This is a genomic window from Sorangium sp. So ce362, from assembly GCF_051519845.1.
Taxonomy (GTDB): domain Bacteria; phylum Myxococcota_A; class Polyangia; order Polyangiales; family Polyangiaceae; genus Sorangium.
Genome location: NZ_CP150332.1, coordinates 28876 through 43573, shown reverse-complemented (window position 1 = coordinate 43573; position 14698 = coordinate 28876). Strand labels below are relative to the sequence as shown.

11 protein-coding genes are annotated in these 14698 nt (G+C 71.0%); 8 read left to right on the top strand and 3 right to left on the bottom strand.

The features are described from left to right. The first annotated feature begins 203 nt into the window (after positions 1-203). From secA to WMF17_RS00135, 4 genes are all read left to right on the top strand, one after another. Positions 204-3239: a preprotein translocase subunit SecA gene (gene secA, locus WMF17_RS00150; protein WP_437599946.1), complete on the top strand. Its 3036-nt coding sequence runs from the start codon at positions 204-206 to the stop codon at positions 3237-3239. Between the two features lie 125 nt (positions 3240-3364). Further along, complete coding sequence (gene fsa, locus WMF17_RS00145; protein ID WP_437599945.1) at positions 3365-4015, top strand: fructose-6-phosphate aldolase; 651 nt, start codon at positions 3365-3367, stop codon at positions 4013-4015. An 8-nt stretch (positions 4016-4023) separates the two neighbouring features. Next, positions 4024-4632, top strand: coding sequence for an rRNA maturation RNase YbeY (gene ybeY / locus WMF17_RS00140; RefSeq protein ID WP_437599944.1), 609 nt, complete (start codon positions 4024-4026; stop codon positions 4630-4632). Positions 4633-4696: 64 nt separating this feature from the next. Further along, on the top strand, positions 4697-5005 hold the full coding sequence (locus WMF17_RS00135) for an HU family DNA-binding protein (RefSeq protein WP_104976744.1): 309 nt from the start codon (positions 4697-4699) through the stop codon (positions 5003-5005). On the opposite strand, the gene lnt is transcribed toward WMF17_RS00135, so the two are convergent. Both lnt and WMF17_RS00125 read right to left on the bottom strand, forming a co-directional pair. Beyond that, positions 4992-6722, bottom strand: a complete 1731-nt coding sequence (gene lnt / locus WMF17_RS00130; protein WP_437647302.1) for an apolipoprotein N-acyltransferase — start codon at positions 6720-6722, stop codon at positions 4992-4994. The two genes, WMF17_RS00135 and lnt, sit on opposite strands and share 14 nt — an antisense overlap. Before the next feature lie 162 nt (positions 6723-6884). Beyond that, positions 6885-7817 carry a hypothetical protein gene (locus WMF17_RS00125; protein WP_437647300.1) on the bottom strand — a complete coding sequence of 311 codons (933 nt, stop codon included), beginning with the start codon at positions 7815-7817 and terminating at the stop codon, positions 6885-6887. 236 nt (positions 7818-8053) lie between these two features. On the opposite strand from WMF17_RS00125, the gene WMF17_RS00120 reads away from it, so the two are divergent. The 3 genes from WMF17_RS00120 (at position 8054) to WMF17_RS00110 (ending at position 12193) form a co-directional block, all read left to right on the top strand. Next, the gene (locus tag WMF17_RS00120; RefSeq protein WP_437599941.1) at positions 8054-9253 is read left to right on the top strand and encodes a class I SAM-dependent rRNA methyltransferase; all 1200 of its coding nucleotides are present in this window, start codon (positions 8054-8056) and stop codon (positions 9251-9253) included. 10 nt (positions 9254-9263) lie between these two features. Continuing rightward, a complete protein-coding gene (locus WMF17_RS00115) occupies positions 9264-10118 on the top strand; it encodes an HAD hydrolase family protein (protein WP_437647298.1) in 855 nt (284 codons plus the stop codon). 182 nt (positions 10119-10300) lie between these two features. After that, positions 10301-12193, top strand: a complete 1893-nt coding sequence (locus WMF17_RS00110; protein WP_437599938.1) for a serine/threonine-protein kinase — start codon at positions 10301-10303, stop codon at positions 12191-12193. 96 nt (positions 12194-12289) lie between these two features. Here the strand turns inward: WMF17_RS00110 and WMF17_RS00105 are convergent, their stop codons facing one another. Further along, positions 12290-12892 (bottom strand): zinc-ribbon domain containing protein, encoded by a 603-nt coding sequence (locus WMF17_RS00105; protein ID WP_437647296.1) that lies wholly within the window; start codon positions 12890-12892, stop codon positions 12290-12292. 387 nt (positions 12893-13279) lie between these two features. Between WMF17_RS00105 and nusG the strand changes: the two genes are divergently transcribed. Then, positions 13280-14689, top strand: a complete 1410-nt coding sequence (nusG, locus tag WMF17_RS00100) for a transcription termination/antitermination protein NusG (RefSeq protein WP_437599936.1) — start codon at positions 13280-13282, stop codon at positions 14687-14689. The last annotated feature ends 9 nt before the right edge of the window (positions 14690-14698 follow it).

The window sequence follows — 14698 nt, the reverse complement described above, 5'->3', positions numbered from 1 at the left end:
GGAGCGAGCATGCGCCGGAGCGCGTGTCCGACGGCGGAGGAGGCGGAGGCCGGGCGGCGGAGCCTCGGGCGGATCGCCTCGGCGGCGTCGTCGACGGAGCGCGCGGTCCAGGAATTGCGCGACGCCCGCGGCGCGACTACGTTCGCGTTCCTCGGCCGGACCCTTTCCTCCCACCTGACCGCCGCGGAGCCAAGGCACGTAAGATGTTCACTTGGGCGATGAAGAAGATTTTCGGCACCTCGCACGAGCGTGCCATCCGCCGCTTGCGACCCCGCGCCGAGGCGATCGGCAGGATGGAGCCGGAGCTGCAGAAGCTCTCGGATGCCGAGCTTCGGGCGAAGACGGCGGAGTTCAAGGAGAAGCTCTCCAACGGGGCGACCCTGGACGACATCCTGGTCCCGGCGTTCGCGGTCTGCCGCGAGGCGTCGAAGCGCGCGCTCAAGATGCGCCATTACGACGTGCAGCTCATCGGCGGGATGGTGCTCCACAACGGCAGCATCGCCGAGATGCGCACCGGCGAGGGCAAGACGCTGGTCGCGACGCTCCCCTGCTATCTGAACGCCCTCGAGGGCAAGGGCGTCCACGTCGTCACGGTGAACGATTACCTGGCGCGGCGCGACGCCGAGTGGATGGGCAAGCTCTATGGCTTCCTCGGCCTGTCGACGGGCGTGGTCGTCAATCAGCAGGGCGACGCGGAGAAGCGCGACGCGTACCGCTGTGACATCACGTACGGCCAGAACAACGAGTTCGGCTTCGATTACCTGCGCGACAACATGAAGTTCTCGGCGCTCGAGTACGCGCAGCGCCCGCTGCACTACGCGATCGTCGACGAGGTCGACTCCATTCTCATCGACGAGGCGCGGACTCCGCTCATCATCAGCGGCCAGGGGGAGCGCTCGAGCGACAAGTACCGCTCGATCAACGAGGTCATCCCCCAGCTCCGGAACGAGGAGCACTACGCCGTCGACGAGAAGGGCCACTCGGTGACGCTGACCGACGAGGGCGTGGAGACGGCGGAGCGGCTGCTCACGGCGCTCACGGTGCTCAAGGGCACGAACCTCTATGACCCGGTGAACCTCGAGACGCTGCACATCCTGAACCAGTGCCTGCGCGCGCACACGCTCTACAAGCGCGACGTCAACTACATGGTACGCGACGGCAAGGTGCTCATCATCGATGAGTTCACCGGCCGCGTCCTCGCGGGTCGCCGGTGGTCGGACGGCCTGCACCAGGCCGTCGAGGCGAAGGAGAACGTCCGGATCCAGGAGGAGAGCCGGACGATGGCGACGATCACCTTCCAGAACCTCTTCCGGCTGTACAAGAAGCTCTCCGGGATGACCGGCACCGCGGACACGGAAGCGGCGGAGTTCCACAGCACGTACAAGCTCGACTGCGTCATCATCCCCACGAACAAGCCGGTGGTCCGCGTCGACTACGAGGATCTCGTCTACAAGACCGAGAAGGAGAAGTTCACGGCGGTCATCAACGAGATCCTCGAGAAGCACGAGCTTGGCCAGCCGATCCTGGTGGGCACGACGAGCGTCGAGAAGAGCACCGCGATCAGCCGGATCCTGACGAAGCGGGGCGTGAAGCACAACGTGCTGAACGCGAAGCACCACGAGAACGAGGCCTACGTGGTCGCGCAGGCGGGCCGCAAAGGGGCCATCACGGTGTCGACCAACATGGCGGGGCGCGGGACGGACATCATCCTGGGCGGCAACGCGGAGATGCTCGCGAAGCTCAAGTTCAAGGAGCAGAACCGCCAGCCCGAGGCGGAGCCCGAGGCGTTCGAGGAGCTGATCGAGGAGATCAGGAAGGAGTGCACCGCGGAGGGCAACGAGATCCGCGAGCTCGGCGGGCTGTACATCCTGGGCACCGAGCGGCACGAGTCGCGCCGCATCGACAACCAGCTGCGCGGCCGCGCCGGCCGCCAGGGCGATCCCGGAACGTCGAAGTTCTACCTGTCCCTCGAGGACGATCTCATGCGCATCTTCGCCGGGGATCGGGTGAAGAACCTGATGGAGCGGATGGGCATGCCCGACGACGAGCCCATCGAGCACCCCTGGGTGACGAAGAGCGTCGAGAACGCGCAGAAGAAGGTCGAGGAGCGCAACTTCGACATCCGCAAAAACCTGCTCGAGTACGACGACGTGATGAGCGCGCAGCGCAAGACGATCTACGACATGCGCCAGTCGCTGCTCGTCGGCCGCTACTATCCCGAGATCCTCGACGAGGAGGGGAAGCCGACCGGCGAGAAGCGGGCCATCAAGCCGCTCGCGTCGATCGTGGAGCTGGTCCGGCCGGACGTCGGCTACCTGCTTGGCATGTTCGCGAACGATCCGGTGATGCCGCTCGACGCGGACGGCAACCGCCGTGAGATCGTGCGAAAGGACTTCGAGGAGACGGAGCGGTTCGTCGAGCTCGAGAACCTGCAGCGCGAGATCTACACGCGCTGGGGCGTGAAGGTCGAGCTCGAGTCGCGCGCCGACAAGGTCCTCGAGATCTACGACGAGAGCGCCGCGCTCGTGCCCCAGGCGCTCACGGAGCAGCGGGAGCGCCTGCTCGATCTGATGGATCGGATCATCGGCGCGATGGTCGAGGAGTCGTGCCCATCGCGCAAGCCGCCCGAGGAGTGGGACTGGGGCGGCATCTTCCAGGGTTTCCGAGAGCATTTCGGCGTCGACCTGCCGGACGAGGTCTCGCACATCGGCGATCAGGAGACGCTGGCGCGCGAGCTCTACGAGCGCGCCGAGAAGGCCTACGAGAAGCGCGAGGAGGAGATCGGGATCGAGCTGTCGCTGCGCATCTTCCGGCATCTCTACCTGGAGGAGCTCGACAAGGCCTGGGTCGATCACCTGACCGACATGGACCACCTCCGCGACGGCATCGGCCTGCGCGGCTATGGGCAGAAGGACCCGAAGCAGGAGTACAAGAAGGAGGGCTACAACATGTTCGTCAACATGGTGGCCCGCGTCTCCTCGAACGTGGTCACGAAGCTCTTCAGCGTGAACGTCCGGCGCGCCGAGCAGGAAGAGGCGCAGATCGAGGCGGTGGATCGCCAGCGCCACGCGGCGGCGCTGCTCGACGCGGTCGCGCAGCACGACGAGTCCCTCCCGATCGGCGCGAACCCCGCGCCGGCGCGGCCGCAGCCCGCCGTCATGCAGGAGCAGGAGTGCCCTTGCGGCAGCGGCAAGCCGTTCAACACGTGCCACGGCGTCGAGGACGAGGCGACGGCCTGAGCCGGCGCCGCTCGCCCGAGAACCGCGACGTGGCAGCAAGGGCCCCCGCCGGGCCCTTGCTCCTGCGTCTGATCCCAGCATGAACACTGCCGGAGGGCCGATTCATCGGCTCGGGAGGCAGGACCATGAAGGTGTTCATCGACTCAGGGGATATCGCGGAAATCAAGGAAGCACAGTCGATGGGGGTCATCGACGGCGTGACCACGAACCCGTCGCTCCTCGCCAAGGGCGGCAGGCCGACGAGGCAGGTGATCGCCGAGATCTGCGAGGTGGTCGACGGCCCGGTCTCGGCCGAGGTGGTGGCGGTCGAGAAGGACGCGATCCTCCGCGAGGGTCGCGAGCTCGCCAGGATTCACCCGAACGTGGTGGTCAAGGTCCCGCTCATCGATGACGGGCTCAAGGCCGTCCGGATCTTCGCCGCCGAGGGCGTCAGGACGAACGTCACCCTCTGCTTCTCGGCCGCCCAGGCGCTGCTCGCGGCCAAGGCCGGGGCCACGTACATCTCGCCGTTCGTGGGGCGGGTCGACGACGCCGCGGGCGACGGGATGGACCTCGTCCTTCAGGTCGTGACCATCTACAGGAACTACGGCTTCCCGACGCAGGTGCTCACCGCGAGCGTGCGGCACCCCGTCCATTTCGTGCAGGCCGCCATGATCGGCTCGCACGCCGCGACGTTGCCGCTCAAGGTCATCAAGCAGCTGACCAGGCACCCGCTGACCGACGTCGGGCTCGCGCAGTTCTTGGCGGATGCGAAGAAGATCCCTGAGCTGGTATAGCGGATCCCGTGGCCGAGAAGGACAAGGGGAGCGCGGGAACGAAGCGACGCGGGAGCCGCCCAGCGGCCCCCGCGGTCGTGTCCATCACGACGCAGGGCGGGCCGTTCCAGGGGGTGTCGGCGGCGGTCGTACGCCGGCGCGCGAGCAAGATGCTCGCCCACCTCGCGCTGCAGGGCGTGGAGCTCTCCGTTGCGCTGGTGAACGATGAGGCCATCCACGAGCTGAACCGCAATTACCGGCGCAAGGACAAGCCGACCGACGTGCTCGCGTTCCCCATGATCGACCAGAACGGAGCCACGTCACGCCGGCGCGGCCGGCGAGGCCCTGTGGATCCGTCGGTGTGGCACGGCCTGCTCGGCGACGTGATCGTCTCGATCGACACGGCCACCCGGCAGGCCGCCGAGCGAGACCGTCCGCTGCTCGACGAGATCACGATGCTGCTCGGGCACGGCCTGCTCCACCTGCTCGGCTACGACCACAAGACCGACGCGGAGGAGCGGGAGATGACGGCCTTGACCCGGGAGCTCGAGGCCGCCGCGGCGTTGCGGGGCAGCAGTTCCACTGGAATCCGGCCCCGCAGCGGCGTCGCGAGGCCGAATAAGACGGGGGCACAATGACTTATCGCTTGCGATACGAAACCTCGCTTGTTAAACGGACGCCCCCTTTCGACTTGGAGGAAACATGCCCGGTTCGAACAAGCTGACCAAGGCGCAGATGATCGTTGGTCTTGCCGAGGCCACCAACCTCGACAAGAAGTCCGTGGCCAGCGTGCTCGATGCGCTCGGCGAGCTGGTAAAGAAAGAGCTCGGTCCGGAGGGGCCGGGTGAGGTCACGGTCCCGGGCCTCGTGAAGATCAAGGCGAAGGAGATCCCGGCCACGCAGGACCGGGAAGGCATCAATCCGTTCACCAAGCAGCCGATGACCATCAAAGGCAAGCCGGCGAGCCGCAAGCTCCGCGCGGCGCCCGTGAAGGCGCTCAAGGACGGCTGAGCGGCACGTCGGTAACCGCAGCTTGCGTGGCCGCATCCGGCGGCGCGAGCTCCGGTGCTCCTGCGAGCGGGCGCGCTTCCGCGCCCAGGCCCCGAGCTTCGCGCGACGCCTTCGTCGTGGAGCGTCGCGCCCTGAGCGCGCACACGACGATCGCGAGGGCGAGCAGCGACGCCAGCGGGACGTCGCCCAGGCGGGTGTAGAGCGTCAGGGGCGTGTCCCTGACCGCCGGGGTCGCGAAGGTCACCCCCGGCGCAGCGCTCTCCTCGCGGCTGCGCACCACGCCGCGGGCGTCGATCCATGACACGACGCCCAGGTTCACGGCGCGCACGAGATCGCGGCGCAGCTCGACGGCGCGCATGACCGCGAGCCGCGCGTGCAGCTCGGGCTCGGCGCTCCCGGTGAACCAAGCGTCGTTCGTGATGTTGACGAGGAGGTTCGGGGTGAGCGTCCCGGTGATCCGCCGCGCCACCCCGGTGAGTGTGTCCTCGTAACAGTTGAGCACCCCGATCCGGAGCGCGGGCCCCTGCTCTCGGGGAAGCGTGAGCGCGCGCGGCTCCGCGCCCGGGACGAGCCCGCCGCTCTTCTGGAAGATGCGCCGCAGCCAGGGCAGGTAGGCGCCGCCCGGGACCGTCTCGCCGAACCAGAGCAGCTGCAGCTTGTCCTGCGTCGGCTGCATGGTCCCGTCAGGGAGCACGAGGGTGGCAGAGTTGTAGCTGTTCCGTTCCTCCACGCCGTCGGCGGCCGTCACGGGCGGCGCATGGGTGATGAGCCCGGCGAGGACCGGACCGCGGACGCCCGGCCCGAGGATCGCTCGACCGCCGCGCGGCGCCTGCCGGGCGCTGTGCGGGAGGGGGTAGGGATATGCCGCCTCGGGCCAGAGGGTGAGCTCGGCGCCGCCGGCCTCGGCTTTCCGGGTGAGCTCGTGCAGGGTCCGCAGGATCCGCCGGTGGTTCTTCGCCTGCCAGCGCTCGTGAGGCCCCACGGCCTGGTTGACGAGCGCGACCCGCGCCGTCGGCAGGCCCGCGCTGGCGCGCTCCACCGCGGCCATCCGCAGCGCGCCGTGCGCCGCGAGCAGCCCGAAGAGCGCGGCGCTCGAGAGCGCCGGGTAGAGGATCGCGCGCGGCAGCCGACGGCGGGCGGACCGCGGCTCCGGCGCAGGCGCGCGCGCGAGCGGACGCCCGCCCGGCGCCACCCCGAAGGCCGCGAGCCCCGCACGGGCCAGCAGAGCTGCCCCCACGGCGAACAGGACCGAGACGCCGCGCTCGCCGATGAGATCGGCGAGCTGCACGAGCGCCGGCCATGGGCTCATGAGGCCCGCCGGCGTCCACCCGAAGACCGTCGGGAGGCCCACGGCGGCGAACACGCCGGCCGCGAAGGCGAGCTCGAGCGGTGCGCGCAGGCGCCGGAGGAGCACGCTCGTGATGCCTCCGCAGACCGCCCAGACGAGCGACTGGGCGGCGGCGAGCAGGACCAGCGCGAGGTACGAGGCCGCCGAGCCGAGCGGCGTGAAGCGCTGGATGACCTCCGGCACGAAGCGCAGGCCCACGATGCCCGCCGCCGTTCCCCAGGCGGCGCCGCGCCCGAATGCGCGCCAGACCGTCGGGGCGTCGTGGACGGCGGCCGCCAGCAGGGCGAGGCCAGCGATGACGGCAGGATAGAGATCCGTCGGCGGGGCCGTGAGGGCGAACGTCGCACCGCCGGCGACGGAGAGGAGCAACGGAGCGCGGCTGTGACGGGCGCGTAGGGTCGAGGCCTGGGGCACGATGCGGCGTTATACCGCGTGGGAGCAGCCCGGACCGCGGAGGAGGCAGCCCCGAGGAGATCGAGGCCGACGCGAGCCCTGCACGGTCAGGGCGGACAGGAGGCTAGGACGAGACGCTCACCAGTAGACGCTGAGCCCACCGCGGAAGAGCCCACCGCCCGACGTATCCGTCGTTCGCCCGGTCACGGGATCCCTGAACTCGGGAACGACACCGTCGTCCGTGCGGCTGCGCACGAAGCCGAGCGCGTCGATGTTCAGCGCGAGGCGGGGGGAGAGCCGGAACTCGAGACCGATGCCGCCCTGCACGCCGAAGTAGTCGTACTCGGTGGTCGAGACGTACGCCTCGCCGCCGGCCGCCGCCTCGCTCAGGGGTCGCTCGACGTCGGCGTGCGACATGTTCAGGCCGCCCGTGAAGTAGAACTGCGTGCGGCTGCGCGGGTTGACGAACAGCATCCCGCTCAGCGAGAGCGGCACCTCGGTCCGCTGGTAGCCGTGGTAGTCGTTGCCCGCGAGGATGTCGGCGCCGAGGTCGAGCGCGAACGCGGGGACCGGCCGGTAACGCAGGCTGATGCCGACGCCGCCCATGCCGGCGTCCTCCGCGCCGCCGTGCTCGCGGCTCATCATGAGGCCCTGCATGCGGAAGTTGACGCCCCACTGGCGCCGCCAGCGCAGCTTCGGCGGCGGAGGCGGAGCCGGCGGGGCCACGCGGCGCACGATCACACGCGGCGGAGGAGCGGACCCGGGCGTCACGACGATGACCTGCGGCGGCTGGCCCGGCGGCGAGGTCTGGTAGACGACGATCGGCGGAGCCGGACGGGTCGCGCGCCTGCCCGGCGGCGGGGGTGGGGCCGGCGATGGGGGGGGCAGCGCCTCGGCCGGGAGGGCCTCGGCAGGGGCGGCGGAAGGCGGCCCCGCGGCGGGATCGCCGGGCGGCTCCACGTCCTCACAGAACCACGCGCCAGGAGGACAGTTGTTGTTCTCCTGGGCGAGCGCGCTCATCGGCGCGGTCATCGCCACCGCAACAAGGGCATGGGTCAAGCAACGGCGCATCGGGCGACTCCTCTTCGGTGCAGGGAAGTTAGCAACCGGGATGCCATCGACCATCTCGCTGAATTGTCGTCACCATGGCCGCGAAGCACGCCGGCGTGCATAGGCCGCCACGGCGCGCTGTGGCGGAAGGTTCACACGCGCGCCGTCCCGCAGGGTACTAGCTCCCACGGCAAACGTCACGGCACGGCCGCCCCCGTCGGCAGCCCTGCCAACATCGAGAGCAATCGGGTTCCATCATGCCTACGGTTACGTTGAAGCAGGGTCATGTTCGGCCCGTGTGGTCGGGGCATCCCTGGGTGTTCGCTCAGGCGATCGCGCGCATCGAGGGCGGCGCCGTGGCCGGCGACGAGGTCGTGGTCACCGATCCGTACGGCAGCGTGCTCGGCCGCGGGCTCTACACCCCGCGCTCGGCCATCCCGGTGCGCATGTACACGCGCGAGGACAGGCCGATCGACGCGGCCCTGTTCCGGCACCGGATCGAGCGCGCCATCGCGCACCGCCGCGAGCTCGGCCTGCCCGGCCGGGCGCCTGGCCACGAGACCGACGCCTTCCGGCTGATCCACGCGGAGGGGGACGGACTGCCCGGGCTCATCGTCGATCTGTTCGGCGACACGGTGGTCGTGCAGCTCGGGACGATCGGGGTCAAGCGCCGCGAGGGGGTGATCTTCGACGCCCTCCAGGCGGCCCTCTCGCCGCGCGCGATCGTGGACAGGACCCCGGAATCCCTCGCCAAGCTCGAGGGGTTCACCGCCGACACCGGCGTGGTGCGCGGCGACCCCGGGCTCGATCGGCTGCAGTTCGTCGAGCGAGGGCTGCGGTACACGATCCCGCTCGCGCTCGGCCACAAGACCGGGTTCTACCTGGACCAGCGGACGCTGCGGACCCGCGTCGAGCAGCTCGCCCACAACCGGCGCGTGCTCGATGCGTTCTGCTTCGTCGGCACGTTCGCCATGGCGGCGGCCCGCGGCGGGGCGAGCGAGGTCCTCGCGATCGACGAGAGCGCGACGGCGCTCGAGGTCGGGGCGGAGTGCGCGCGGGAGAACGGGCTGCTCGACCGGATCAGCTTCACGCGCGACGACGCCCGCAAGGCGCTGCAGAGCGCGTCGATGCAGGGCGGCTTCGACCTCGTCCTCTGCGACCCGCCGAAGCTCGCAGGCACGCGCGCGTCCAAGGACGCCGCGCTCACGGCCTACCGGCGCCTCGCGGCCGGGGCGTGCCGCGCCACGCGACCGGGCGGCATCCTCGTGCTCTGCTCCTGCTCCAGCGCCGTGAGCCTCGACGACCTCACCCGGGCGCTCGCGCTCGGCGCGCGCGACGCCCGCATGCAGGCAGCGGTGTTCGACCGGCACTTCCAGGGGGGCGACCACCCCGTCCCCGCGGCCTTCCCCGAGGGGCTCTACCTGAAGAGCCTCATCGCGCGCATCGACGCGCTCTGACGATCGCCCGATGAAACCACTCTCCCTGCTGACCCCCGACGACGCGCGCGGCCTCGCCGGGGTGATCTTCGACCTCGACGACACCGTGCTGGATCACGGCGCCCTCACCGAGGCCGCCTACGGTGCGCTCTTCCGCCTGCGCGAGACGGGGCTCGCGTTGATCGCCTGCACCGGCAGGCCCGCCGGATGGGGCGAGGTGATCCAGCGGCAATGGCCGATCGACGCGACGATCGTCGAGAACGGAGCCGTCGCGCTGGTCCGTGAGCTGGCCGGTCCGATCGCCGGCCATGGAGAAGGGCTCGCCCCGAGCGCCGGCGCAGGCCGCGTCGTCAAGCTCGACGCGCTGGACCGCGACACACGGCGGGCCCGTCGGGCCGAGCTCGTCGCGCTCGCCGATGACATGGTGCGTCGTTTTCCTGCGGCTGCGCTCGCGGACGACAACGACCAGCGGGTGACCGACGTTACCATCGACATCGGAGAGCACCGGCGCGTCCCGCCGGAGGACGTGCAGAAGATGCGCGCCATGCTGCGCGAGCGGGGGGTGAGGACGCTCGTCTCGAGCGTCCACCTCCACCTCACCCGCGATCCGGCCGACAAGGCCACGGGCGCCGTACGCCTGCTCTCGACCCGGTTCGGAGAGGATCCAACCCGGGCCCGGTACCGCTACGCCTTCGTGGGCGACAGCGGCAACGACGGCGTCGCCTTCGCTGCATTTACATTGACCTTCGGCGTGGCCAACGTGCGCGCCCACCTCGGCAAGCTGTCGGTGCCGCCGCGGTTCGTGGCCTCCCATCCCATGGGCCGCGGGTTCGCGGAGATCACCCACCGGATCGTCGAACTGCGGAAGAATGCACCTGAGCCGTGATCTCCCCTCGGCAAGGAGCCTCACGCTGCGATCCGCCCCACACCTGGAGCAGGTAACCTAGCCGCGACGTGCACCGAAGGAATAGGATCGAGCTTTCGGGAGGGGCGTGCCTCCCAACCCTTTACAGGGGCGCGTGTTCTCGGGGACCATGATCTTGGTCCCTCGCCCGCCAGCGGCAGCAGATGGCGTTTCGACCCCCGACCCCCGGCCTCCTCGTCGACAACAAGTACCGCCTCGCGGAGCGCATCGGCGGGGGCGGCATGGGCGACGTGTTCCGGGCGGAGCACGTGCTCGCAGGTCGCGCCGTTGCGATCAAATTCCTCCACCCCGAGCTGGCGGACAACTCGGAGCTCTCTCACCGGTTCTTCCAGGAAGCGCAGGCGGTCAACCGGATCCGCCACCCGAACATCGTCGACGTGATCGACGCGGGCGTCGGCGAGCTCGGTCCGTACATCGTGATGGAGCACCTCGACGGCGAGTCGCTGGGCATGGCGCTCGCGCGCTTCGGCCGCCTCGACATGGAGGCCGCCGTCGGGGTCGCGCTCCCGGTGCTGGAGGCGCTCGACGCCGCGCACCGCGCGGGGATCATCCACCGCGACCTCAAGCCCGAGAACATCTTCATCGCCTTCGATCCCAGCCGCGGCTCGGCCGTCGTCCGGCTGCTCGATTTCGGCATCGCCAAGGTCCTCGACTCCGACGGCCCCTCGCCGCGGACGCGCACGGGCGTCGTGTTCGGCACGCCGGACTACCTGTCGCCGGAGCAGGCCACGGGGGAGTCGCCGCTCGACGGGCGGAGCGATCTCTTCTCCGTGGGCGTCCTGCTCTACGAGGTGCTCACGGGCACGCGGCCGTTCCGCGCGCCGACCGCCGTGGCGACCGCGTTCCGCGTCGTGCACGCGGAGGTGCCCACGCTCGCCTCGGCGGGCGTGACCGTCGACCCGCGGCTCGAGGCGATCGTGCAGCGGCTCCTGCAGAAGGATCCCGCGAAGCGCTTCCAGACGGCCGGCGACGTCGTCCGCGAGCTCGAGCGCGTCGCGCCAGATCCGCCGCGACGGACGGCGGCGCTCGGCAGGCTCATCAACGTGCAGCGGCGGATGGCCCTGAGCCTCGGGGGCGCCCTGGAGAACGAGCGCGATCGGCTCTCGTCCTCGCGCGACCGATCGCGCGCGGGCACGGCGTTCGACATGAACCCTCCGCCGCCGATGCGCATCTCGCCGCCGCTCGTGTCGGGCGGGCGCGTCACCGAGGCGCCGCCCATGATGCGGCCGTCGTCCGAGCCGGCGAAGCCCGCGCCCGGCGCGACGCTCTCGAACGCGCTGCGGAACCGAGGCTCGGAGCCCTCGATGCTCTCGCAGCGCGGCGAGTCGTTGCCCACCGTGCGCAGCGCCGACCTCGGGCTCCGCGCCGAGCCGACCGTGCGCAGCGCCGACTTCGGCGCCCTGCTCAACCGGCAGCGCGACACGCGGCGGCCCAACGTCACCCCGGTCCGGCCGCTGCCGGCGCGCTTCGCGGGGCAGTACCATGTGCGCGGCCCCGTCCTGCGGAGCGTCGATCGCACCATCGTCGACGAGTACGGGAGGAGCGCCCGCGATGAGGTCGTCGCGCAGATGCCGCTCCGCTACGCCGACGACTTCAAGCACGACTCGATCAACGCGCTCGTCGGATACGATCTCGAGGCGCTCGACGCGTACATGGAGCTCGCGACGTCGCTGGTCCTGCGCGATCTCGAGCGCTGGCGCGACATCGGCAGGCTCGGCGTGGGCGGCGAGCTGCACAGCCTCGTGCGCACGCTGTTCGCCCGCCCGCTGACCGACATCGCGTCGCTCATGCGCCGCGGGACCTCGATCTGGTCGCGGCTCTTCACGTTCGGCTCATGGCGCGTGGCGACCGGACCGACCGGGCGGGTGACGCTCCACATCGGCGACTTCGACCCTGCCTCGCTGCCGCTCCGGCTGTGGGTCGTGGGGATGGTCGAGGAGACGGCGCGCCGCGCGTCCGGCGGGGGCGTAAAGGTCACGATCACGCTCGGCGAGCTCGGCTTCACCTCCGAGCTCGCCTGCGAGATCAGCCTCTAGCTCCGCTCGCCAGAGGCCCGACGCCCGGCGCCCGGCGCCCGGCCAACGATGGCCGGGCCTCTGCGCCGCTTCGAGGCCGCTGCGCTGACGGGATTCTCAGGAGGGCTTGCGCGCGCGGTAGCACGCTTGACAGAACACGTCGCGGCCCTCGACAGGCTTGAACGGGACCTCGCCCTCGGAGCCGCACGACTTGCAGGTGATCGAGAACGTCGGACGGTTGCGCTGCTGCTGCTGCGGCGCGCCGCGGCCCTGCGGCACGGCTCGGCGCTCGCCGGCGAACGACGGCGCGCGGTAGTTGCCGTCGTCGCGGACGGGCGCGCCGCCGCGCGGACGGTGCGGGTAGGCGCTCGGCGCCGTCCACGCGGGCGCAAGCCCCGAGTACGCGTCCTGCATCGGGCTGCGGTACTCGTTCACGTCGCCCGTGTAGTGGGGCTTCCGGGGCCGACCGTCACCGCGCGCCGCGCCGCGGTACCCGCCGGCGCTCCGGGCCGGCCCAGGGCGCTGGTTCTGTGCCGCGCGAGCGGTCGGCGCGCTCTCGTGCTCCCCTCGGTTGTCCTTGCGCGCGCGGCGGCAGGTCCGGCACCGCTTCGGCGGGGCCGCGAGCTTCCGTTCGGCGTAGACGGCGGCTTCCGCAGCCGAGAATAGGAACGACGTGCCGCAGCTCGCGCAGACAATGTGCTCGTCTCGATGCTGTTCCATGATTCCTCTTTCGTCAGGCCGACGGGCCTCGCAGGCTCACGGGCTCGGGTGCTCGGGTAAGCTCGGATAACGCGGGGAACAGGAGCGCCCGGGAGCGGCCCCGCTGCGCCGGAGATGCGCAATTTACGCGGGGATCTAGGTGATATTGGTGGGATCGCCCTCTTGATGGGGCACGGGAGTGCCTACGGTGACATGCTTGTCATGGCGGTCAAGCGTGCCGCCTCCACGCATCGCCGGGATCGATCGCGCGGCGCGGAGGCTTTGATTTCGAAGCTCCTCACGATACCATCCGCGCGACTTTCACGAGGAGCGCAGCTCCTCCCGCGACTCCCGTGACCCACCAAGGGCAGCCCCCGCCCACGCCGCGCCTCGCAGCCAGTCGAAGCAATGAGCCATCCCTCCCTGCATCTCACCGCTCGTGACTTCGACGCGTACGCCGCCGAAAAAGCGACCTCGAAGGCCTACTCACGCCCGCGCCTCGAGGTGAAGCAGCGCGCGCTCGCCTGGGCGCGCTGCGTCGTCGCCCGGCTGGGCGACCTCGGCATCTCGGTCGACGTTCACGGCTCGGACGAGCACCCCTCGATCCGCAACAAGCACCGGGCCGACTGCCAGTGGGTCTTCTTCTGGCGTGATCAGGCGGCGCGCGACGAGCTCGACCGCCTGCTCGACCGCGGCCGCTCGATCTCCGACGCGATCGACGATCCGAGCCCCTACACGCGGCACGCGTTCCTCGCGCTGCGCATCTCGGAGGGCGAGGTGCAGGTGTGCTTCGCGGTCCACCCGGACGCGAAGGTCGACGTCGACAACCTCCGGGCCCGCCTCTCGGCGACCGAGGAGGCGACGGGCGAGCCGGCCTCGCCGCTCGCCGCCGAGCTCACGAGCGCCCTCCACGCGCTCCCGGAGCAGTTCTCCTTCGGCGCCGGCGGGGGCGATCGCGTCGCCTGCAGCGCGGCCACGCCCGACGCGATCGCCGAGATGCTCCGCCGCGCCGCCGACGGGCAGGTGCCGCTCTGGATCGGCTGGTCGGTCCCGCGCGAGACCGCGGTCGAGCACGCCGACATCCTCGACGAGCAGCTCGAGGACGCGCTCGTCGCGCTCACCCCCATCTACCGGCTCGTCGCGTGGTCGCGCGAGAACGACCGCATTGCGCTCGACCACAAGCTCGAGGGCATCGAGCAGGAGCGGGCGCGCGCCCACGCCGAGATCGAGGCCGAGAACGAGCGGTGGCGCTCCGAGCAGGCCCGGGCGCGCGAGCGATCGATGGAGCAGGCGCGGGCGCGCGGCGACGAGCGCGTCGAGGCCGCCCTCCCCGCCCGCCGGCCGACCCTGGCGACGCTGTTCAAGGCGGCGGCCGGCGCCGGTCGCGGAGGAGAGCCGCGGCCCTCGCCGAGGCACGGCGGAGAGGGCGGCTCCCCGGCCCGGCGAGCGCCGCACGGCGAGGCGGAGCAGCCGACGAAGGCCGAAGCCCCGCGGAAGCCGCCGGTCGAGCACGCGCCGCGGGCGCAGCGCGGCCCGTCCGGCGAGCCGGACGCCACGGCGAAGGCCACCCCGGAGCCCGCGAAGGGCGGCGTGCTCGAGAAGGGCAGCCGGGTGCGCGTGCGGCGGGGGCCCTTTGGCGACAAGATCGGTGTGGTGAGCGAGCTCGACGGGCGCGGAGGGGCGCGCGTCCTGCTCGGCCTGCTCTCGACGAGGCTCGATCTCGACGAGCTCGATCTCGTGGCCGATGCCCGAGATCGGCCTGCGCTCTCGACGTCGCACCGCAAGCCGCTCGCGCCGACGCCCCGCAAGGCGCGCTGAGCGTCGCCG